At 40.4% G+C, this 20,024-nt stretch carries 23 protein-coding genes; 15 read left to right on the forward strand and 8 right to left on the reverse strand.

The annotated features are described in order from the left end of the window. Window positions 1–42 precede the first annotated feature (42 nt). Window positions 43–900, reverse strand: a complete 858-nt coding sequence (locus HRJ06_RS06730) for a DegV family protein (protein ID WP_174730787.1) — start codon at window positions 898–900, stop codon at window positions 43–45. A 131-nt stretch (window positions 901–1,031) separates the two neighbouring features. Here HRJ06_RS06730 and HRJ06_RS06735 point away from each other — a divergent pair, with 131 nt between their 5' ends. Together HRJ06_RS06735 and HRJ06_RS06740 are read left to right on the forward strand one after the other, a co-directional pair. Beyond that, on the forward strand, window positions 1,032–1,874 hold the full coding sequence (locus tag HRJ06_RS06735; RefSeq protein WP_174730790.1) for a YitT family protein: 843 nt from the start codon (window positions 1,032–1,034) through the stop codon (window positions 1,872–1,874). A gap of 21 nt (window positions 1,875–1,895) precedes the next feature. After that, a complete protein-coding gene (locus HRJ06_RS06740; RefSeq protein ID WP_174730793.1) occupies window positions 1,896–2,678 on the forward strand; it encodes a BsuPI-related putative proteinase inhibitor in 783 nt (260 codons plus the stop codon). Between the two features lie 54 nt (window positions 2,679–2,732). On the opposite strand, the gene HRJ06_RS06745 is transcribed toward HRJ06_RS06740, so the two are convergent. The 3 genes from HRJ06_RS06745 to HRJ06_RS06755 all read right to left on the reverse strand — a co-directional run bounded on the left by HRJ06_RS06745 (window position 2,733) and on the right by HRJ06_RS06755 (window position 4,027). Next, on the reverse strand, window positions 2,733–2,918 hold the full coding sequence (locus tag HRJ06_RS06745; protein WP_174730796.1) for a DUF3813 domain-containing protein: 186 nt from the start codon (window positions 2,916–2,918) through the stop codon (window positions 2,733–2,735). Between the two features lie 2 nt (window positions 2,919–2,920). Beyond that, window positions 2,921–3,073 (reverse strand): hypothetical protein, encoded by a 153-nt coding sequence (locus HRJ06_RS06750; RefSeq protein ID WP_174730798.1) that lies wholly within the window; start codon window positions 3,071–3,073, stop codon window positions 2,921–2,923. 135 nt (window positions 3,074–3,208) lie between these two features. Next, complete coding sequence (locus HRJ06_RS06755) at window positions 3,209–4,027, reverse strand: Cof-type HAD-IIB family hydrolase (protein ID WP_174730801.1); 819 nt, start codon at window positions 4,025–4,027, stop codon at window positions 3,209–3,211. Window positions 4,028–4,355: 328 nt separating this feature from the next. On the opposite strand from HRJ06_RS06755, the gene HRJ06_RS06760 reads away from it, so the two are divergent. The 4 genes from HRJ06_RS06760 to HRJ06_RS06775 all read left to right on the forward strand — a co-directional run bounded on the left by HRJ06_RS06760 (window position 4,356) and on the right by HRJ06_RS06775 (window position 7,200). Next, window positions 4,356–5,123 carry a prolyl oligopeptidase family serine peptidase gene (locus HRJ06_RS06760; protein WP_174730805.1) on the forward strand — a complete coding sequence of 256 codons (768 nt, stop codon included), beginning with the start codon at window positions 4,356–4,358 and terminating at the stop codon, window positions 5,121–5,123. A 100-nt stretch (window positions 5,124–5,223) separates the two neighbouring features. Beyond that, on the forward strand, window positions 5,224–5,535 hold the full coding sequence (locus HRJ06_RS06765; RefSeq protein WP_174730809.1) for a metal-sulfur cluster assembly factor: 312 nt from the start codon (window positions 5,224–5,226) through the stop codon (window positions 5,533–5,535). Window positions 5,536–5,555: 20 nt separating this feature from the next. After that, the gene (locus HRJ06_RS06770; protein WP_174730812.1) at window positions 5,556–5,894 is read left to right on the forward strand and encodes a DsrE family protein; all 339 of its coding nucleotides are present in this window, start codon (window positions 5,556–5,558) and stop codon (window positions 5,892–5,894) included. 184 nt (window positions 5,895–6,078) lie between these two features. After that, window positions 6,079–7,200 (forward strand): TIGR04053 family radical SAM/SPASM domain-containing protein, encoded by a 1,122-nt coding sequence (locus HRJ06_RS06775; protein ID WP_174730814.1) that lies wholly within the window; start codon window positions 6,079–6,081, stop codon window positions 7,198–7,200. 504 nt (window positions 7,201–7,704) lie between these two features. On the opposite strand, the gene HRJ06_RS06780 is transcribed toward HRJ06_RS06775, so the two are convergent. Next, entirely contained in the window at window positions 7,705–8,403 is a 699-nt protein-coding gene (locus tag HRJ06_RS06780; protein ID WP_174730816.1) for a Crp/Fnr family transcriptional regulator, read from the reverse strand. A gap of 578 nt (window positions 8,404–8,981) precedes the next feature. Between HRJ06_RS06780 and moaA the strand changes: the two genes are divergently transcribed. Continuing rightward, window positions 8,982–9,998: a GTP 3',8-cyclase MoaA gene (gene moaA, locus HRJ06_RS06785; RefSeq protein WP_174730819.1), complete on the forward strand. Its 1,017-nt coding sequence runs from the start codon at window positions 8,982–8,984 to the stop codon at window positions 9,996–9,998. Window positions 9,999–10,064: 66 nt separating this feature from the next. Here the strand turns inward: moaA and ric are convergent, their stop codons facing one another. Continuing rightward, window positions 10,065–10,775, reverse strand: a complete 711-nt coding sequence (gene ric / locus HRJ06_RS06790) for an iron-sulfur cluster repair di-iron protein (RefSeq protein ID WP_174730822.1) — start codon at window positions 10,773–10,775, stop codon at window positions 10,065–10,067. Between the two features lie 226 nt (window positions 10,776–11,001). Between ric and HRJ06_RS06795 the strand changes: the two genes are divergently transcribed. The 4 genes from HRJ06_RS06795 to HRJ06_RS06810 all read left to right on the forward strand — a co-directional run bounded on the left by HRJ06_RS06795 (window position 11,002) and on the right by HRJ06_RS06810 (window position 14,463). Further along, entirely contained in the window at window positions 11,002–12,267 is a 1,266-nt protein-coding gene (locus tag HRJ06_RS06795) for a molybdopterin molybdotransferase MoeA (RefSeq protein ID WP_174730824.1), read from the forward strand. Next, complete coding sequence (gene mobB / locus HRJ06_RS06800; protein ID WP_422392715.1) at window positions 12,255–12,791, forward strand: molybdopterin-guanine dinucleotide biosynthesis protein B; 537 nt, start codon at window positions 12,255–12,257, stop codon at window positions 12,789–12,791. Before HRJ06_RS06795 ends, mobB begins: the two co-directional genes overlap by 13 nt. 146 nt (window positions 12,792–12,937) lie before the next feature. Then, window positions 12,938–13,378: a respiratory nitrate reductase subunit gamma gene (locus HRJ06_RS06805; protein WP_174730830.1), complete on the forward strand. Its 441-nt coding sequence runs from the start codon at window positions 12,938–12,940 to the stop codon at window positions 13,376–13,378. A gap of 368 nt (window positions 13,379–13,746) precedes the next feature. After that, window positions 13,747–14,463 carry a YwiC-like family protein gene (locus HRJ06_RS06810; protein ID WP_174731167.1) on the forward strand — a complete coding sequence of 239 codons (717 nt, stop codon included), beginning with the start codon at window positions 13,747–13,749 and terminating at the stop codon, window positions 14,461–14,463. 17 nt (window positions 14,464–14,480) lie between these two features. On the opposite strand, the gene HRJ06_RS06815 is transcribed toward HRJ06_RS06810, so the two are convergent. Together HRJ06_RS06815 and HRJ06_RS06820 are read right to left on the reverse strand one after the other, a co-directional pair. Further along, entirely contained in the window at window positions 14,481–14,651 is a 171-nt protein-coding gene (locus tag HRJ06_RS06815; RefSeq protein WP_174730833.1) for a hypothetical protein, read from the reverse strand. 104 nt (window positions 14,652–14,755) lie between these two features. After that, window positions 14,756–15,448, reverse strand: a complete 693-nt coding sequence (locus HRJ06_RS06820) for a Crp/Fnr family transcriptional regulator (RefSeq protein ID WP_174730836.1) — start codon at window positions 15,446–15,448, stop codon at window positions 14,756–14,758. Window positions 15,449–15,791: 343 nt separating this feature from the next. Here HRJ06_RS06820 and argC point away from each other — a divergent pair, with 343 nt between their 5' ends. Genes argC through HRJ06_RS06840 form a run of 4 tightly spaced genes read left to right on the forward strand, consistent with a single transcriptional unit; the run spans window position 15,792 to window position 20,010 of the window. Further along, a complete protein-coding gene (gene argC / locus HRJ06_RS06825) occupies window positions 15,792–16,826 on the forward strand; it encodes an N-acetyl-gamma-glutamyl-phosphate reductase (protein WP_174730839.1) in 1,035 nt (344 codons plus the stop codon). 12 nt (window positions 16,827–16,838) lie between these two features. Further along, window positions 16,839–18,071 carry a bifunctional ornithine acetyltransferase/N-acetylglutamate synthase gene (gene argJ, locus HRJ06_RS06830; RefSeq protein ID WP_174730842.1) on the forward strand — a complete coding sequence of 411 codons (1,233 nt, stop codon included), beginning with the start codon at window positions 16,839–16,841 and terminating at the stop codon, window positions 18,069–18,071. A 2-nt stretch (window positions 18,072–18,073) separates the two neighbouring features. Continuing rightward, window positions 18,074–18,856, forward strand: coding sequence for an acetylglutamate kinase (gene argB, locus HRJ06_RS06835; RefSeq protein WP_338421060.1), 783 nt, complete (start codon window positions 18,074–18,076; stop codon window positions 18,854–18,856). Beyond that, window positions 18,853–20,010 (forward strand): acetylornithine transaminase, encoded by a 1,158-nt coding sequence (locus HRJ06_RS06840; protein ID WP_174730848.1) that lies wholly within the window; start codon window positions 18,853–18,855, stop codon window positions 20,008–20,010. Before argB ends, HRJ06_RS06840 begins: the two co-directional genes overlap by 4 nt. The last annotated feature ends 14 nt before the right edge of the window (window positions 20,011–20,024 follow it).

Below are 20,024 nucleotides of genomic sequence, written 5' to 3' on the forward strand. Positions count from 1 at the left end.
GTGTACAGCTTTAGCTTTACCTTAACAGAAAGGAGTATGTAACTAGAAAGTTTTGTTTAGAAAGAAAATAGCAAACGTGCCGGGTCCGGTATGGGAGCCAACAGCAGCTCCTATTGATGTGATCTCTACAGTTTTTGTGCCAAATTCCTGTTCAATCATTTTTTTAATCTCGAGTGCAGTGGCCATGTCATCAGCATGGCTGATTCCCACAGTCTGCATTCCCAAATCGGTACCGCGTTCTTTCATTACTTCAATGACTCGGCGAAGTAATTTCTTCCTGCCGCGAATTTTCTCAATGGGAACTAATTTTCCATCTTCGACATTAAGCAGCGGTTTAATGTTTAAAAGTCCTCCTAAGAAAGCAGAGGCTTTTGATACACGGCCACCTTTTGCCAGATAGTCAAGGTCATCAACTGAAAATAAATGTTCCATCGCTTCAGCTCGAAAGTTAATATCTTTTAGAATCTCTTCTTTTGAAACATTTTCTTTTGCCAGACGAGCAGCCTCCATTACGATAAGCCCCTGCCCAAGTGAAGCACACTTAGTGTCTACAATCGTTAGGGAGAACTCAGGGAATTTTTCTTTAACCTGTTCAAGCATCATAACAGCGGTTTGATATGTTCCTGATAACTTAGAGGAGAAAGCTATATAAATTCCATCTTCTTTGTTTTTCGCCATTTCAGTAAAAGCTTCTTCGAATGCAGCAGGAGAAACCTGTGAGGTTTTTGGATGCTGGCCTTCTCGAATGGCTGCATACACCTCATCAGGCTGAATCGTTTTCAGATCCTCGTATTCTTTTTCATGTAGCTGAACTTTTAAAGGAAAAAGAGTAACATTGTTATTTTTGAAGAAACTTAGAGGTAAATCACTTGCACTGTCAGAAAGAATTTTGACTGACATATTTCCGTTCACCTGCTTTCAGACATATATGATATAAGTTTATCGGTTTCATTAAAAAAATACAATTCCTAGTACTGTTATGGCCCACAATTGGGTATGAGAACATGGTAATAGATATGAGGGGGATTTTGATGATCTGGTTAGAAACAAAGAAATTGATTGTAGTATTAATCGGAGCATTGTTAAATGCTGTCGCACTAAATTATTTCTTAATACCTGCAAATGTGTATGCAAGCGGATTTACGGGCTTTGCCCAATTAATTTCAAGTATTCTGGGGGAATTTGCTCCATTTAACATTTCAACTGGGATCTTGCTGCTATTGTTAAATATTCCAGTTACGATATTGGGCTGGAAAAAGGTCGGCAAATCCTTTACGCTATACAGCTTCATTAGTGTAGTGTTAATGTCGTTCTTCCTTGAAGTAATCCCAATTCAAAAGGTATCTGATGATATTCTGTTAAATACCGTCTTCGGGGGCGTCATAGCAGCAATTGGGGTAGGGTTCACCCTAAAATGGGGAGCCTCGACTGGCGGAATGGATATTGTCGCCATGGTGTTATCCAGAATGAAAGATAAACCTGTTGGTACATATTTCTTCGCCTTAAATGCCATCATTATAGTAACGGCTGGTTTCTTATACGGCTGGGAGAAAGCTCTTTATACTCTTGTACAGCTTTATGTATCCACAAGGGTGATCGATGCAATTCACACACGCCATGAGAAGTTGACGGCGATGATTGTTACAAAGAAGTCGGAGGAACTAAAAAAAGCTATTCATGATCGCTTGGTTCGAGGGATAACAACTTTGCCAGCCAAGGGTGCTTTTACGAATGAACCGAAGGAAATGATGATTATCGTAGTCACCCGATATGAATTATTTGACCTTGAAAGGATTATTAAAGAAGTGGATCCGACCGCGTTCACAAACATTGTTCAAACCACAGGCATTTTCGGATTCTTTCGGCGCGAATAGGGATACTGGAGGTGAATTTTAATGAGAAGTTTGGCTATATACTCTTTCCTAATGCTGCTTATATTTTTTCAAAGCCCAGGGTTAGCGGCAGTACAAGAAGATAGAGATCAGCAAGAATTCACGTTTTTTGCAGAGCCTGTTGTGCTGCCCGACCGCATTGACTTTGAATTAGCCCTGACTAACGAGGGTGAAGATCCGCTTACTTTTGTTTTTCCAAGCTCACAGAAATATGAAATTTTGGTTAATGATAAGGGGGGCGAGACGGTCTTTAGGTATTCCGCTGATAAAATGTTTAGTCAGGCACTTCAAAAGATAACACTCGCCCCAAACCAGACAGTATCCTGGACTGAGGAATGGAATTTTCAATCAACCGGGACAGATATGAAGCCGGGTGAATATCAGGTGGTTGCAAAACTAAAAGCAACCAAGGTCGATGGTAAAGCGATTAGTGATAATCAAAAGCTTACAAGCCGATCGACATTCCTTATCCCAGGAGAAATCCAGATATATAAAAACCTAATAGTAAAAGGGGAACAGGGGAATTATCAAGTTACCGGCCGGGTTAGACCGTTAGGGGGCAAATTATTCTACACAGTCGAGGACGGACACAATGAACTTATTGCTGAGACAGTGGTCAAAACGAAGACAAAATATCCTCAATGGTCAGATTTATCTCTAAGCATCAGTATAAAAGAAAGCAGACTTCCTTCGAACGGAACCTTAGTCCTTCACCTATATGAAAAGGCCGGGCAGGATGGGGAAATGATTCATACATGTCCAGTTGTATTAGAGAAGTTCTATTGAGATCCATCAGGAAGGCAAAAAGGACAGCCATAGAGAGCTGTCCTTTTTGCTTGCTTATTTCAATGTATCAAGCTCGTTTTGGTAGTGTCGAAGCTGCTCTTGCTCGGCACGCGTCGTATTGGCATAGGCTGAGGAAAGGGCATTCTCTGCAGTAGCTACTGCTCTATGCTGGTATTCAGCTGGGGCTTGTTTTGCAAGCTCTACAGACCTTCTAGCTTCCTGAAACAGTCTGTTGCCCATCTTTAAACCCCTCCTAACGAGGATCTTTCCATATCAGCCAATTTTCTTGCTTCTGCCTCTGCGTAGGTCGTGTGGTAAGGGATACGTTTATCATGTTTGGAAACTGTATCTACTCCATACTGAACAAAACGTTTCGACTTATTGCGTTTACCCACATGAATCCCTCCAGATCGAGCTTGATTTTGAAACAGTGGAACTGTCTCACTCGTAGTATGTGCATCAGAAAACGAAACAACACAGAAAAACGAGAAAACATCGAAGAAGCAGTGACCCATGTTTTCGGATAAAGCTTAGAGTGCTTTTAAATTTAGAAAATCATTTAAATAAACCGCTATACCATCTTCTTCATTCGTTAAAGTTTGATCGTTGGCAATATTTTTCACTTCAGCAAGTGCATTTCCCATTGCGATTCCCCTGCCTGCATATTCAAGCATATCCAGGTCATTATCCTCGTCTCCGAAAGCTATAATCCTGTCTTGAGGAATTTGAAAGTAATCAGATGCCCGCTTAAGGCCGACCGCTTTATTTAATCCGAACTTTACGATTTCAACGACATGCCAAGGTGCTGCCCACCGGCGATGGTCAATTACTTCAGCATGAACAGCTGATAAATGCTGACGGATTTTTTTTACATCATCCTCATCTGAATGAATAAGCATACTTGTTGGGGATTCTTGCAAAAACCTCCTCAAATCGCCCGTAGTAACATTCGGCTGGCCCATATTAAAAATATCAAGAAGCTTTTCATCATGATAATGAAAATAGACATCATCAATTACTTCAGCAATTATATTATGGAATTTGTAATCCTCAAGAGCCTCTACAATATCCTTAGCAACTTTGATATCTAACGGAGAGTGGTGAACTCCGAATTTCTCGTCAAGCGGATGGTGCATAAAGGCTCCGTTAAAGTTGACAATTGGTGTATCCAATCCAAGCTGGTGGTAATACATTTCACTTGAACGAAATGGGCGGCCGGTTGCGATCATCACGATATGGCCTTCTTCGCGCGCTTTTTTGATTACACGCTTATTGGTTTCTGAGATGGTCTTTTCGTCTGTTAATAAAGTGCCATCTAAATCTAATGCAATTAAATGTTTCTCAGCCATAAATACTCCCTCTTCTAGAAAATTTTCGAATTTAAAGTGTTAAACTTTAGGTTAGTAAGCGATATGCATGATAGACTCATTTATATAAAAAAAGCAGTAACTCTAAAATGCCCAACAGAAATTCCTTATATATTATAAAAGGTTCTGTTAAAGAAGATGTAGATTTTTAGCAGTGTTGCCAGCGGAAGGCATACACTTGGAACGAAAATCAACAGCTAACAGAGCGAATAAAAAAGGAACCTGTTATTACACTATGATAACCATTTTAACTAACTTGTTGAGAAAAACATATTTTCAAGCATTTAAATAGTGTCTGGAGGATAAAAAGTTGATTGTCGTTGAAAATAAGCTTATTGAACATATTCCCGTTCTTCACATTGCAAAACAAGACCAATTTTCTGAAAAGCTTCCGCTAGTACTTTTTTTACATGGGTTTGGAAGTGCGAAAGAAAATAACCTGCACTACGCTTATTTGCTGGCTGAAAAAGGATTTAGAGTGATGCTGCCTGAGGCCCTGCATCACGGCGAGAGAAGCAGCGAGTATCAAAAAAGCGAGTTGAACAGCCGCTTTTGGGAAGTTGTTATAAATTCTATCAAAGATTTGAATATCATCAAAGAATATTCTGTTAATGAGGGAATAGCTGATGCTGAACGAATTGGCGCAGCAGGTACATCAATGGGGGGGATCGTAACCCTTGGTGCACTGACGCAGTATGAATGGATTAAAGCCGCCGTCAGTTTGATGGGAATGCCCTACTACGAGAAGTTTGCCCGCTGGCAGCTGAATGATTTGGAAAAGCAAGGGGTGAAGCTTTCTTTAACAGACAAACAAATAGCCTCCTTGTTAAATGAGGTTCGGAAGTATGATTTAACTCTGCAGCCCGAAAAGCTTAATGAACGTCCGCTTCTTTTTTGGCACGGTCAAAAGGACCCGGTTGTTCCATATTCTTTCACACACCAATTTTATCAGGAGATCACTGGTTTATATAAAATGAGCCCTGACAAATTGAAATTTATATCGGACGAAAAGGCAGAACATAAGGTCAGCCTGCTTGGAGTAAAAAGCACAGTTGACTGGTTTGTAGAATACCTTTAGGAAATAGATGAGACCAATGAAAGCCGTTTGCTTTAAAAGGTGAAGTAACATTGTTATGATAGTAGTAATACCAAGTTTATACGAATGAGGAGTGAACAAAATGGATCAGGATTTAAAAGATAGCATAATGGGTGCCCTTGAAATGGTAATTGACCCTGAGCTGGGTGTAGATATTGTTAATCTTGGCTTAGTGTATGATGTGGAAATGGATGAAGAAGGCACAGCGACAGTCACAATGACGTTAACTTCAATGGGATGTCCGCTTGCAGGTACAATCGTTGACCAGGTTAAGGCATCCCTTGCCGATCTGCCAGAAGTAAAGGACACAGAGGTTAATATTGTGTTTAATCCTCCATGGTCAAAAGATAAGATGTCCCGCTATGCTAAAATTGCTTTGGGTGTTCGTGACTAACCCAAACTTGGAGGAGAAACATGAAAAACAAAGTAATTTTGGTAAGCTCCGATCAACTCGGTAAAGGGGACAAAGAGCTAGGGGAAGGTGTTCTTGAAACGTTTTTTACTTTGTTGAAACAGAGGGAAGACCTTCCCAAAGCCGTCTTTTTTATGAACAGAGGCGTATTCACTTTAACAGATGAATCGTTTGCTTCTGTTCATTTGAAGGAACTTGAGTTAAAGGGTACAGAGATATTAGCATGCAAAACATGTGTTGACTATTATGGTCTTGCAGAAAAATTAACAGCAGGAAAGATCAGCGGCATGGGAGACTTTATCGAACTTGCTGCCAAATATGAAGTGATAACTATTGCTTAAAGGGAACAACAGCCTGGAATGAAAGAGGCTGTTGTTTTTTTGCGTTCTCTGAACCTGACTAGAGTAAGTCACAAAATTGTAAAGGTTGACTTAAATGAGAGCTGTTGTTGTGAGATAGTTCACTTATCTATATTGTAAAACCTCCTATACTTAAATTAGAGATTAAATATAGGAGGGGCAACATATGTTTTCAAGAGATTTTAATGAGAATCCATTTATTGTCATCTGGGAGCTTACACGGGCCTGCCAGTTAAAATGCTTACACTGCCGCGCCGAAGCTCAGTATAGAAGAGATCCGCGTGAACTATCATTCGAAGAAGGAAAAGTACTCATTAATCAAATATATGAGATGAATAATCCACTGTTAGTTTTTACAGGGGGAGACCCACTAATGCGACAGGACGTTTTTGATATTGCAGCATATGCAGTGAAAAAGGGTGTACGTGTATCGATGACTCCAAGCGCAACACCGAATGTCACGAAGGAAGCAATTGAAAAAGCGAAGGAAGTAGGGCTGTCTCGCTGGGCCTTCAGTCTCGATGGGCCAACAGCTGAAATACATGATCATTTCCGTGGTACCGATGGGTCCTTTGATCTTACCATTGAAAGGATAAAGTATTTGCATGAGCTCGAAATTCCAATTCAGATAAATACGGTCATATCTCGTTATAACTATGATTATTTAGAAGAGATGGCAAAAGTAATCGAAGATCTTAATTGTGTCCTTTGGAGTGTGTTTTTCCTGGTACCGACGGGAAGAGGACAGGAAAAAGATATGATTTCTCCAGTAGAGCATGAAAAAGTGTTCAAATGGCTCTATGATTTAAGCAAGCGTGTAAAGTTTGATATTAAAACTACAGCTGCCCAGCATTACCGAAGAGTAGTTATTCAGCAAAAAATGCGCGAAGCTAAGGAACAAGTAGCGGAAATTGAATATTTGGATGCGTTGACAAAAGAAGGGCTGACTGGCTCGATTGATGGATTAGGAAGAGCACCAAAAGGAGTTAATGATGGCAATGGGTTCGTGTTTATTTCGCACGTAGGAGATGTTTATCCCAGCGGACTTCTTCCTGTCAAAGCAGGAAATGTAAGGGAACAGCCACTTGGAGAGATCTATCGAGAGTCCCCAATTTTTAAATCTTTGAGGAACCCAGATGAGTACAAAGGGAAATGCGGTGTATGTGAATTTAGATATGTGTGTGGAGGCTCTAGATCGCGTGCTTATGCAATGACAGGTGACTATATGGAGAGCGAACCATTTTGTGTATATGTCCCTAAAGCAATGAGAAAAGAAAAACAATTATAAAAAAAAGGAGGGAAAATTTATTCCGCTCCCAGGCTGTAGGCAAACTCGAAGAAGCTAGAATTTGTCTACAGTCATTTTTATAAAAAAACTATGATTACAAGAACAGGCCGATTAGCCTTGAGTTTTACGGCTCTGCTTTTCTTGTCTAGCTTCACCTTCTAGGGGCTCGGGGTCATAAGTCAATCGCTTCGGAAGGCAAAATACGCCTTCTGTCAGCGCTCGCCTTATGCCTGTCGCCCCTGTTCAGTCGGCTCCGCTTTTCTTGTCTAGCTGCAGCGCCAAGCCCCTTGAGTCATAAGCCATGCCCTTACTGAAGGCAAAAAGCGCCTTCATTCAGGCCCTGTCTTATGCTTGACGGGGCTGAATATGGCGCTTCCGCTTTTCTTGTCTAGCTTCGCCTCCTAGAAACTCGGCAAACTTCAGCTCCCCTGGCAGAAGCACAAATCGCTTCTTTGTCAGAGCCTCCAGTTTGCTCGTTTCTAGACAGTCGGTTCTGCTTTTCTTTTAGTCTATGCTGCAGTAGATGGCTGGGCAGTTTTCGCAATCGATTTCCTTTTTTAAATAGTTCAAATCGTGAACCATGATTTTGCCTTTCTTTACTGAGATAATGCCCTCTCGCTTTAAATCATTTAGAATGCGGTTTGTACTTTCTCGTGAAGTTCCGCAAAAGTTGGCAAGCTCCTGATTAGTAAGAGGAAGATCAATTAAAATATCGCCGTGCTTTATAATTCCATAGCTGTTAGTCATTCTAATGATCGTTGAAAAAAGTGCACCCTTTTTTCCATTTAATACAAGGTCTCTGAATTTTGTCTGGGTCTTGCGGAAATGATCGCTCATCCACTTCATAAATTCGAATGCAAGTGCAGGGTTCTGGAAAATTTCTCTCTCAATTAGATCTTTTTTAATGGCAACAACCTCCGCATCTTCTAAAACGAGAGCGCTCAATAAATACTTTGGAGATTCAGTGAACAAAGTTAGTTCTCCGCATATATCATTTTGACCGCAAATTCTTAATGCCAGTTCTCTGCCATCTTGGGTAACTTTACTGATTTGCACCTTTCCGGAAACGATCAGGTACAATTCAGTTGCTTCCATTCCCTCTTGAAAGATGAATGATCCTTTTTGTACATGGAGCGTTCTATCTGCAAATTGAAGTAATTCCTTTATTTCAATTGATTGTGTAGGTTTAATTGTTTGCTGCATTTGAATCAACCTCCTCTTTTAATTTTCCGAAGCCTATGGTTAATTTATTGACCCAATAATAACACCGAGGTAGTAGAAAAGGAGAGTATTAAAAGAGTTGTTGAAATGTTGTCATAATTAGGTTGCAGCGAATTTCCCATATATCCAATATCTTTTTATGAGAGATCTAGTTTAAAACTTTAGTTTAATAAGGTTCTGGATCAATTTTAAAGCAAAAAACCTTAAAGCTAAACTGTGACAGATTTATGAAACATGCAACAAGAGAAGCCGGCCCGGGATTCAGAAAAATGGATTGGCAAAAGGGTGAACACAGAGCCTATATACATTTATCTCAGTAATTCAGTGTAAAAAGGATAATAAATTACCTAGACCAGCCATCCCCAACCATAAATTCTATTGATGACAACTTCATGACATTTCCCTGTAATTTCACTATCTACAAGTTTTTTATGTTGTAATAAAGACAAGTACAGAACACGTTTCAGTTTCTTAAGCATGTGAGAATATTAACAGTAATTCAATCAGTTCGTTGCTAAAATGAATGTCTAAGGACTTCTAATTAGATGGAGTTGACTATAATGGATAAAACAATTATTAATGATAAATTAAATAGACCGCTTCGCGACTTACGTATATCGGTCATAGACCGCTGTAATTTCCGTTGCCAATACTGTATGCCAGCAGAGGTTTTTGGTCCTGATTTCGCGTTTCTTCCAAAGAGTGAACTTTTAAGCTATGAAGAAATTGAAAGGGTTGCAAAGATCTTTGTACAGCTTGGCGTGGAAAAGATTCGTCTGACAGGGGGGGAACCTCTGCTTCGTAAAGACCTGCCTGTGCTTGTAAAAATGCTGTCTGAACTGGATGGCCTGCGTGATATCGCACTAACAACAAATGGCGTGCTGCTGCCAAGGCTTGCCAATAAACTGAAGGAAGCGGGACTAAAGCGCGTAAATATTAGTCTCGATAGTCTGAATGATGAGCTATTCGGTTCCATTAATGGCAGAAATGTAGGAGTTGGGCCAGTGATTGCTGGCATAGACGCTGCGAAAAGTGCAGGCTTGGGAGTTAAGCTTAATATGGTCGTTAAAAGGGGTTTAAACGATTCTGAAATTCTTCCAATGGCTGAATTCTGCAAGCAAAAGGATCTCGAGCTCCGTTATATTGAATACATGGATGTAGGCAGCACTAATGGTTGGAGAATGGATGATGTCGTTACGAAGAAACAGATTTTTGACATCCTTCAAGAACAATACGAGATAGAACCAGTAGACGCAGCTTATTATGGTGAAGTTGCCAAACGGTACCGCTATAAAGGAACGAATACAAATGTAGGGTTTATCTCTTCTGTGTCAGAATCATTTTGCTCCAGCTGTACAAGGTCCCGCCTTTCAGCGAACGGTCAGATTTTCACTTGTCTTTTTAACGGAAATGGCCATGATATTCGTGACTTTATGAGACAAGGTGCAACAGATGATCAGATAATCAGCAGAATAGCAGATATTTGGAATCATCGTGGCGATCGGTATTCTGATGAACGGACGGCAGAGACTAGGGCTAACCGAAAAAAAATTGAAATGTCGTATATCGGCGGATAAACAATAAAGGTGACAGGCACCATCCAAAAAAATGGATGGTGCCTGTCACCTTTTTAGCTGATTTTGTTATACAGGAGCTGCCTCTAAATATCTAGGGAAGAGGATGTTATTTTCTAAGTGAACATGCATAAATGTTGTTTCTTCGAGAGTTTCCAGGCGTTTGTATACTAGACGATATGTTCCGCAAGCATCTAACGGCGGGTTAAAGTCACTTGTAACTTCACGCAATTGTCTAAGCAATGTACCGGCATAGTCATGTTCTTTTTCTAGTTCATGAATATAGGCAATCATTTCTTCCTTTTCAGAACCTTTAGCATGCTCTAGCTGGAGCAGCATCGGGAAGACTGTTTCTTCTTCTTTTGAAGTATGTTCTAAGAGTTCTTTTTTAAACTCATAAAACAGGTCATATACTTTTAAAAGTTCTGGCCGGCGATCGCCGTGAACTCTTGCAACTTTAGTGACATAAGGACTTAATAATCGTAATTCCTCTTCGAGAGAACGATGGTATTTTTCCTTAATATGCTCAATTAAAGTTACGGAATCGGTTTCTGTCCACACCTCAGGATTTTCAGGAAAGCTAGCATTTTTATCGTATAAACTAGCAAGCTCATCCATTAACAGAGAAATATTAATTCCTCGTTCAGCAGCAGCTTCACTTAATGAAATATTTCCGCCACAGCAAAAGTCGATTCTATTTTGTTTGAATAAATCACTAGACTTAGGGAATTGATTAACAATATCACGAACTAACGCAGATTCTGTAAATGGTAAGTTCATTTTAATGGCCTCCTTTAGGCAAATAGGTTTAATTGGTTCTAACTACAGCATAAAGGATACTAGTAACCAATCCGGTGATATGAATCACACATTGCAACTTTTATCGGTTTTTTTTTTCTAATTAAGTCTTCAAAGCAAAAATGGTTTGTGAAGTTTGTCATGTTATCTCTTTTCATATAACCTTATAATTACAATAAACATTAGCCTGTTAACTGGAGTGACGAATATGGTGGAAAAAAGAACTCCCATTTCAGTGGGAGAAGCTGTAGAGAAGGTAATGCGCTATCAAAAGCCAGGTAAACTAGAGTACATACCAATTACAAAGACCTTTGGAAGGCACTTAGCGGAGGATTTAACAGCAACAAGCGATGTCCCTCATTTTGACAGGGCACCTTATGATGGATATGCTATCAGGTCCATTGACACCTATGAGGCTTCACAAAACAACCCGGTCAAGTTTGAAGTAGTTGATCATATAGGAGCCGGTATGGTCTCTGCGAAAGAGCTTGGTCCTTTTCAAGCAGTACGGATTATGACTGGAGCGCAAATGCCAGAAGGGGCCGATGCTGTCGTTATGCTAGAGCTGGCAAAAGATGGTGAGCAGGACGGCACTAAATATATGGCAATCAAACGTTCATATAAAAAAGGGGATAATGTCTCTTATCGAGGTGAGGATGCCAAAGCGGGGGAGATTCTCGTAAAAAAAGGAACGATGATTAACCCTGGCATTCAGGCCATGCTGGCGACTTTTGGTTACGCGGAGGTACCTGCAGCAAAAAAGCCTGTTGTTGGTCTATATGCAACTGGAACTGAACTGCTTGATGTCCATGAACCGCTTGAACCAGGAAAGATACGTAACAGCAATTCTTATATGATATCAGCTCAAATTGAACGAGCTGGAGCGGAAGTGAAATACTTCGGTCAACTAGCCGACGATTTTAATGTTTGCTATGAAGCGGTCAAAGAGGCTGTGAAAGAAGTTGATTTGTTTATTACAACAGGTGGTGTCTCTGTTGGCGACTTTGATTATTTGCCAGCGATTTATGAGAAACTTGGAGCGGAAGTACTATTTAATAAAGTAGCTATGCGGCCAGGCAGCGTAACTACTGTCGCCCAGCTCGATGGAAAACTTCTCTTTGGTCTTTCCGGAAACCCATCTGCCTGTTATGTAGGTTTTGAATTATTTGCCCGGCCTGTTATTAAAAAGATGCTATATTCCGCTAAGCCTCATCTTCGCAAGGATAAAGCGATCTTAAATGCTTCTTTTCCGAAAGCGAATCCGTTTACTCGATTCGTTAGGAGTGCTGCAGCCATTGAAAACGGAAGGCTTACAGTTGCTCCAAGCGGTCTTGATAAGTCTAATATTATTATGAGCCTTGCTGGTGCCAATTCATTGATGATTCTCCCAGGCGGCACAAGAGGTTTTGAACAGGGTATGGAAGTTGATGTCCTGAGTTTGGATGACCAAACAGGAAGTGAGTGGCCTTGGTAGAACCAGTTATTTTTCAAGTAGCTGGTTTTCAAAACAGCGGCAAAACAACGATTATCAAAAGGCTTATCCAAACATTCAGTGAGGAACTCCTAACAGTTGCAACCATTAAGCATCATGGTCACGGGGGCAAGCCGGACGTAGTCGCAAATAAAGATTCTAGCAAGCATCTTGCTGCTGGTGCTGTTGTATCACTAGTAGAAGGTTCAGGAAGAGTTCTGTTGCAATCAGAAGCTGCAGATTTGAACCTTAATGATAAAATAAAGCTTATTTCATTCTTTAAAACGGATATAATCCTTATCGAAGGCCATAAACAGGAAGATTACCCAAAGGCCGTTCTGATACGTGATGAGCTTGATTTGCCTTTATTAGAGAAATTGAGGAATATCCAGGTTGTTTTTGTACGTTCAGAAAAAGTGGAAGAAAAAGTAAGGCAGGTCAACCATTCAATCCCAATTTTTCATATGGATGATCCAGGAGCCTATAAGTGGGTTTGCACGTTTGTAAAGAGCACGAATAATTCATAAGAAGAACTTCTTATTAAGTCCGACATTAAATCGTAAAAAAATAGACATATAGGCGACATTTGTCACTGTGTCATTGGATTCATCCGGCTAAAATGTAGATTGGAATAGGGTGTTAGTTTCAATGACAAGGCTGGGGTGACGGATGGATGGAAATGCTGCCAATAGTAATTTGGGTAATTTTCCCTTATACAGTATTAGCGATTGTCGGGATGGGGCTGGTTTGGCAATATAACGAAGTGGCGTTATCGGAAGAAGATTTATCCTACTTTAATCCGTGCTGCTTTATTAACAAGCTTTTGAAAGGGTTATTGGTGCTGACCTGCTTATCAGGTTTTGCGATGGTCGCATTCTCGGCTTTTAGCAATGAACCTATTCGGCTTTTTCAATGGGTAATGAGTCTTGTATTGCTTCAGCCGGACATGGAATTAGTAATGAATATCTCAATCTATTCTCAAGTTCACTTTTTTGTTGTGTGTTTCTTTTTGCTTATTTTGGCATTCACGAATAAGGTGGCTTACTTATTTAAACCTCATCTTTATTTGATGGAGGTTTTAATAAAGCTTTCCTATGTGAAAAAACACCCATAATTTATAAGAAATAAAAGTTTAGTAAGACCGCTGAAAATCTGCCAGTTTGTACAATAAAGGAAAAAGCCGATTCCCTTCCATAAAGATGAAGGAGAGTCGGCTTTTTCTTATTTTCAGTTCACATTGGCTATTGCTGTTTTAATTGGAGTGGAAGGACTAGGCGTTTGAGCTTTTGTTTCCTGCAGGGAAATCAAATTGATTGCCAGGTGTTTTGTAACTAAGTCAGATCCGATCCGAATAGTTCAACACAAGCTTTGTGACGATTTTTTGAATAAGTGTTTAAACCGAAAAAAATGTGACCTGTTTCACTTAATGGAAACCCAATATCATCTATAGTGAAGTTAAGCAAATTCCAGGGAGTGGTCATGATGAAGTTATTTTTACCAAAGCAGCATGGTGCTTGGGCTATGCTGATTATCCCTTTTTGGCTTGGTGCCGCCGCAACAGGCTTTGTGTGGGAGCATATTCCATTTTTTTTGGGCTGGTTGTCTCTTTACCTGGCAACCTATCCGATGCTGCTGCTTTTTAAAAAGAAGAAAATCTCTTTTTACATGAAGTGGACAATCATTTATATGGTACCAGCTGTTCTATTGTTTCTGATTCCGTTGTTTTCGCGGCCATCTATTGTCCTATTCGGAGTGGCGATGATCCCATTCTTTATAATAAATGCCTATTTCTCTGCCAAAAATCGAGAGCGTGCACTCTTAAATGATTTCAGTGCAATTTTTGCTTTTGCAATTGCAGGGCTAGCGAGCAGCTACCTCCCTAATGGAACATTAACGGCGGAAGCTATTACAGTCTTTTTCGCTTCAATTTTGTTTTTTACAGGAAGTACATTTTATGTAAAGACAATGATAAGAGAAAAGAAAAATATAAACTTTAAATGGGTTTCGTGGGTTTTTCATGCATTTGTGCTGCTTCTGTGGTTGCTGCTTGGTGAACCAATAATAGCTTTAGCTTTCGTTCCAAGCTTATGGCGGGCTGTCTATTTTTATGGAAAGCCGTTTGGTATTATGAAGCTAGGAATATATGAAATAGCTAATGCATCTATATTATTTATTATCACAATCATAAGTATAGTGTAATGATCAATGGAGCCTAATTATAAGGCTCCATTTTTTACTGTTAAAAATTCAAGTAAGTACTTGGCCGCGACTCCCCCGCCAGCAATAGCAAAAAACGCTTCTTTGTCAGCGCCTCCAGTTTGTGCTCTTCCGGACACTAAGGGAAGCTGATAAGAGAAGCGGCCCGCTCCGACAGTAAAGTGGTTCACTTCGAGAATAGCTCGGCACGATAAAAAAACAAAAGGTGTCGAGAGAAAAGTTCTCGCGACACCTTTTTTGAAAAATCAAAACAAGCAAAAATTAAACTTCTTTCCTATTCAATATTACAAATGCTAACAGGGCAATTTTCACACTCAATCTCATCTTTAAGATATTGTAAGTCAAGGATTGTGATAATCCCTTTATCAATCTGAAGAATCTTGTTTCTTCTCAGATCACTTAATAATCTGTTCACAACTTCGCGCGAGGTTCCGCAAAAATTAGCGAGCTCCTGGTTAGTCAAAGCGATACCAATTTGGATGCCGGATGGAGATTGAACCCCATAACTGTTGGAAAGTCTGATTAACGTTGAAATTAGTGCACCTTTCTTTCCATGAAGAACTAAATCACGAAATTTTGTTTGGGTCCTCCTATACTGATTAGAAAGCCACTTTATCATCTCAAGAGCTAGCACGTTATTGATGGCAAGCATTTCTTCGAGTTTATCCTTTTTTATGACAGCAACACTTCCAGCTTCAACTACTCTGGCATTAAGGAAGTGAGTGAAAACGGGGCTGAAGAGGTTAATCTCACCTATCAGCTCACCCTGCGAGCACATTCGCATTGTTAATTCTCTTCCATCAGGAATGACTTTACTTATCTGGATTTTTCCGCTTTGAACGACATAAAGCTCATCAGCAATGCTTCCCTCATCGAATAAATAGGTCCCTTTTTGAACCTGGCGTATATGGTGAACACTTTGTAAAAGTTCTTTAAGTGCGGATGAAAATGCAAGAGATGCCTGCATGAGGTTACCACCTTTTGGCGGACAATTCGTCCACCTTTTTTAACTAAAGTTGTTACGCAAAAATTATTTTTTTAAATAAACGCCTTAGCCCGGCATTAGTTGAGTTGTCGGGTAAATTAAAAAAACCTTACAATGAACCCCTATTAATATAGGGATTATTTAATATTATTATATTGGATATCGTACAAATACTTCAACAAAACTACAAATCGTTCACAGAACATTAAAATATTGGTTGATTTTCATGGAAGACATTACTATAATAAGAGGAACATTTTCTTATAATTATAAACAGAAATGATTAAATATGCATAAGTTGGTTTATGTGGAAAGGAGTCTACAAATGAAGGTCTCAATCATTGGTACAACTGGCTATGGTGGAGGAGAGCTTATCAGGCTTTTAAGGAACCACCCCATTTTCACCATTCATTCTATTCATACAACACGAGATGAGGTGCCAATTTCTGACGAGTATCCGCATTTAAGTGATATTTTTGAAAAACGCCTTGAAAAAGTCGATCCGGAAAAGATTGCCGAACAATCCCAGATTGTCTTCCTTGCGACTCCATCAGGTATATCTGGAAAATTGGCTGCTTCATTTGCTGATAAAAACATACAGGTTGTTGATTTATCAGGAGATCTCCGATTGAAAAATCCTGAAGATTATGAAAGCTGGTATAAACGTGAGCCAGCAGCCGAAACCTTGGTTTCTAAAGCTGTCTATGGGTTGAGTGAATGGAATCGAGAAAGTATACAAAAATCAACACTCGTGGCGAACCCTGGGTGTTTCCCAACTGCGACCCTTTTAGGATTGGCGCCTGTAACCATTCAAAACGTAATCAATCCTGCAAGTATTATTATAGATGCCAAGACAGGTGTATCCGGGGCAGGAAGGTCCCTCTCAAAAGGGATGATGTTTGCTGAAGTAAATGAAAACCTTCGAATCTATAAAGTAAATGAACATCAGCATACTCCTGAAATAGAACAGCAGCTGAAATTATGGAATTCGGGTTGCGGCCCTATTACATTTAATACACACTTGCTTCCCATCACCAGAGGGATTATGACTACGATGTACGTTCAATTAACCGATAACCTTAATACTGCTGCTTTAATTGATCTTTATAAAGAGACATATAAGGATCAGCCATTTGTCCGAATCAGAAAAAATGGAATTTATCCGTCTGTCAAAGAAGTATCAGGCTCGAACTACTGTGACATCGGACTTAATGCCGATTCTAGAACAGGGCGGCTGACAATAGTGTCTGTCATTGATAATTTAATGAAAGGCGCGGCGGGCCAGGCGGTCCAAAATGCGAATATTATGAATGGACTGCCGGAGACAACCGGATTGGAAATTGTACCGTTATACCCATAAAGGAGGACCATTATGCAGGCTCTAACTGAAACAGCTCATATAAAAGAAGTAAAAGGGGGAGGGATTCTAACACCTAAAGGATTTCACTCAGCAGGTACTCATGCAAAGCTGCGATACAGCAAACAGGACTTAGGAATTATTATAAGTGAGAACCCTGCAAACTGTGCCGCTGTTTATACAACCAGCCATTTTCAGGCGGCCCCTTTAAAAGTCACTCAGCAAAGTATTGCCGAAGATGGCTTAATACAGGCTGTTATAGTCAATAGTGCGTGTGCCAATGCTTGTACAGGCCAGAAGGGTTACCAGGACGCATTAAGAATGAGAAGCCTTACAGCACAGAAATTTAATATAAAGGAGCATTATGTAGCTGTTGCATCAACCGGGGTTATCGGTGAATTTTTACCGATGGAAAAGATCGAGAAAGGAATTTCCGAACTCAAGCCAGCAGGTGAGCAAGTAAACGCAGAGGATTTTCAAACAGCTATTTTAACAACAGACACCGTCATGAAAGCCGCTTGTTTTTCTGCTGAAATTGGTGGAAAGAAGGTTACAATAGGCGGTACAGCTAAGGGATCAGGAATGATTCATCCGAATATGGCAACGATGCTTGGGTTCTTAACGACTGATGCAGCTATTTCTACTAATCATCTATCCTTGGCTCTGAAGGAAGTGACAAATCAGACGTTCAATCAAATTACGGTCGACGGTGACAGTTCTACGAATGATATGGTTCTAGTACTGGCAAATGGGGCCGCTCAAAATGAAGAATTGAATCCTGAACACTCAGACTGGCCGATCTTTGTGAAACTATTGGAGAAAAGCTGTGAGTCTTTGGCAAAACAGATCGCAAGGGATGGAGAAGGCGCTACGAAGTTAATTGAAGTTAATGTTACAGGTGCTAAAAACGATAAAGAAGCTCAAACAGTAGCCAAGCAAATCGTAGGCTCCTCTCTTGTGAAAACAGCTGTTTACGGAGCCGATGCAAACTGGGGCAGAATTATTGGAGCAGTAGGGCAAAGCGACGCACATGTGAATCCTGATACGGTTGATATCTCCATCGGAAATATTTCAATGCTGGATAAAAGTGAACCAATAGCATTCTCTGAAGAGGCCGCGCTTGAATATTTACAAAAAGAAGAAGTTTTAATTTCTGTGAACCTCAATGTAGGTAAGGGACAGGGTAAGGCTTGGGGCTGTGATCTCAGCTATGATTACGTAAAAATAAACGCGAGTTATCGGACTTAGGGGTGCTAAAGTTGAGAACTATTGTAATCAAGTGCGGCGGCAGTGTTTTGGATGATTTGTCTACCGAATTTTTCTCAGGAATCCATGCTTTAATACAAGAAGGCTTTCATCCAGTAATCGTTCACGGAGGCGGCCCAGCCATAAATGCAATGCTGACAGTCCATAATATTCCCTCTAAGTTTCATAAGGGCATGAGAGTGACCTGCGAGAAGACTATGGAAGTTGTTGAAATGGTGCTATCTGGCCAAACCAATAGACAGCTTGTTCACTTACTTGATATAAATCGATTGCAAGCCTTTGGATTAAACGGAAGCGATGGGAAATGCCTGCAGGCAGAACTTATTGAAGAAAAAGAACTGGGACTTGTAGGACAGATAAATAGAGTGAATATTTCGGCAATCTACATGTTACTTGACCAGGGATATATTCCTGTGATTACCCCTGTTGCTGTGACAGAGGACGGCAGAAAGGTAAACGTTAATGCTGACTATGCGGCAGCATCAATTGCAAGTGCGCTACAATCGGAACGGTGCGTATTTGTTACAAATGTTGATGGTGTAATCATTAATGGGACAATTGCCAAGCAGCTTTCAGTTGGGGAGATACAAGGACTGATAGAATCAGGTGACATCTCAGGAGGCATGATTCCTAAAGTTGATTCTTCAGTTTCAGCTGTTAACCAGGGCCTAGAAAAGGTAATGATTGTTTCAGGTAAAGCCTCGTTTTATTCCAAGGGATCCTGGCAAGGAACGACTATTCTTCAAGAAGAGGAGATATCAAAATGAGCCACTTATTTCCTACCTATAAACGTTGGGAGGTTGAACCGGTAACTGCATCAGGGACAGTTGTAACGGATAAGGAAGGCCGGGAATATCTTGATTTTACATCTGGTATTGGGGTGTGCAATCTTGGGCACCGGCCAAAAAATGTCGAAGAAGCAATTGTAGATCAACTAGGCAGGTTTTGGCATGTATCCAATTTGTTTGAGCAGGGCATTCAGGAACAAGCTGCAAAACTTTTAGCTGAAGCGGCAGCATTAGATTTAGTGTTTTTTGCGAATAGTGGAGCGGAAGCAAATGAAGCGGCTATCAAACTAGCAAAAAAGGCGACAGGAAAGTCCAAAATCATCACATTTAACCAATCCTTTCATGGACGCACGTTTGGAGCAATGGCTGCTACAGGGCAGGAGAAAATTAAGCAAGGATTTGGGCCAATGCTTAAAGAATTTGTTCATCTACCGTTTAACGATCTGAAAGCTTTCGAAAATGAAATTGAAAAAGATACTGCCGCGGTAATGCTGGAAATTGTCCAGGGAGAAGGAGGAATCCACATCGCAGGACAGGAATTCCTTCACTCGATTGAAAAGGCCTGCAAGAAATACGGTGCACTTTTAATTATTGATGAAATTCAGACAGGGATCGGCCGGACTGCAAAGCCGTTTGCCTATCAGCATTTCGGTATCAAACCTGATATTGTAACCGTGGCTAAAGGACTTGGAAGCGGGCTTCCAATTGGAGCGGTAATCGGAAAATCAGGTCTTGGCGAATTTTTTGGAGCGGGAAGCCATGGATCAACATTTGGAGGAAACCCAGTTTCGGTCGCAGCGGCAATTGCTACAATGGAATCAGTGTTTCAGGAAGATTTTCTTAGCGAAGTAACAGAAAAAGGTGTTTATATGACCCAACTTGCTGAGAAAAATTTGGCTGGACTTGAATCAGTCAATGAAATTAGAGGCCTGGGAATGATGGTAGGTATTGAAATGAACATAGATATTCAGCCTATTTTAAAGAAACTCCGGGATAAAAACCTTTTGGTATTACCAGCCGGTGAGAATGTAATTCGGCTGCTGCCGCCACTTACAGTTTCAAAAGAAGAGATAGTCAAAGCAATTGAGATATTAAAGGAAACGATAAAACTGCATTCAGTTACAGCCGTATAGGCTGTATAATTTTG

This window comes from Mesobacillus harenae (genome assembly GCF_013343715.1).
Classification (GTDB): domain Bacteria; phylum Bacillota; class Bacilli; order Bacillales; family Cytobacillaceae; genus Mesobacillus_A; species Mesobacillus_A harenae.

Excerpts from the sequence above, each read along its gene's own strand:
- ric (WP_174730822.1), bottom strand. The coding sequence starts at position 10,775 with ATGAACTTACCATTTACAGAATCTGCGTTAGTTCGTGATATTGTTAAT.
- argC (WP_174730839.1), top strand. The coding sequence starts at position 15,792 with ATGAAGGTCTCAATCATTGGTACAACTGGCTATGGTGGAGGAGAGCTT.
- HRJ06_RS06775 (WP_174730814.1), top strand. The coding sequence starts at position 6,079 with ATGTTTTCAAGAGATTTTAATGAGAATCCATTTATTGTCATCTGGGAG.
- HRJ06_RS06795 (WP_174730824.1), top strand. The coding sequence starts at position 11,002 with ATGGTGGAAAAAAGAACTCCCATTTCAGTGGGAGAAGCTGTAGAGAAG.
- HRJ06_RS06840 (WP_174730848.1), top strand. The coding sequence starts at position 18,853 with ATGAGCCACTTATTTCCTACCTATAAACGTTGGGAGGTTGAACCGGTA.
- HRJ06_RS06805 (WP_174730830.1), top strand. The coding sequence starts at position 12,938 with ATGGAAATGCTGCCAATAGTAATTTGGGTAATTTTCCCTTATACAGTA.
- argJ (WP_174730842.1), top strand. The coding sequence starts at position 16,839 with ATGCAGGCTCTAACTGAAACAGCTCATATAAAAGAAGTAAAAGGGGGA.
- HRJ06_RS06730 (WP_174730787.1), bottom strand. The coding sequence starts at position 900 with ATGTCAGTCAAAATTCTTTCTGACAGTGCAAGTGATTTACCTCTAAGT.
- HRJ06_RS06810 (WP_174731167.1), top strand. The coding sequence starts at position 13,747 with ATGAAGTTATTTTTACCAAAGCAGCATGGTGCTTGGGCTATGCTGATT.
- HRJ06_RS06765 (WP_174730809.1), top strand. The coding sequence starts at position 5,224 with ATGGATCAGGATTTAAAAGATAGCATAATGGGTGCCCTTGAAATGGTA.
- HRJ06_RS06755 (WP_174730801.1), bottom strand. The coding sequence starts at position 4,027 with ATGGCTGAGAAACATTTAATTGCATTAGATTTAGATGGCACTTTATTA.
- moaA (WP_174730819.1), top strand. The coding sequence starts at position 8,982 with ATGGATAAAACAATTATTAATGATAAATTAAATAGACCGCTTCGCGAC.
- HRJ06_RS06770 (WP_174730812.1), top strand. The coding sequence starts at position 5,556 with ATGAAAAACAAAGTAATTTTGGTAAGCTCCGATCAACTCGGTAAAGGG.
- HRJ06_RS06745 (WP_174730796.1), bottom strand. The coding sequence starts at position 2,918 with ATGGGCAACAGACTGTTTCAGGAAGCTAGAAGGTCTGTAGAGCTTGCA.
- HRJ06_RS06740 (WP_174730793.1), top strand. The coding sequence starts at position 1,896 with ATGAGAAGTTTGGCTATATACTCTTTCCTAATGCTGCTTATATTTTTT.
- HRJ06_RS06780 (WP_174730816.1), bottom strand. The coding sequence starts at position 8,403 with ATGCAGCAAACAATTAAACCTACACAATCAATTGAAATAAAGGAATTA.
- HRJ06_RS06735 (WP_174730790.1), top strand. The coding sequence starts at position 1,032 with ATGATCTGGTTAGAAACAAAGAAATTGATTGTAGTATTAATCGGAGCA.
- HRJ06_RS06820 (WP_174730836.1), bottom strand. The coding sequence starts at position 15,448 with ATGCAGGCATCTCTTGCATTTTCATCCGCACTTAAAGAACTTTTACAA.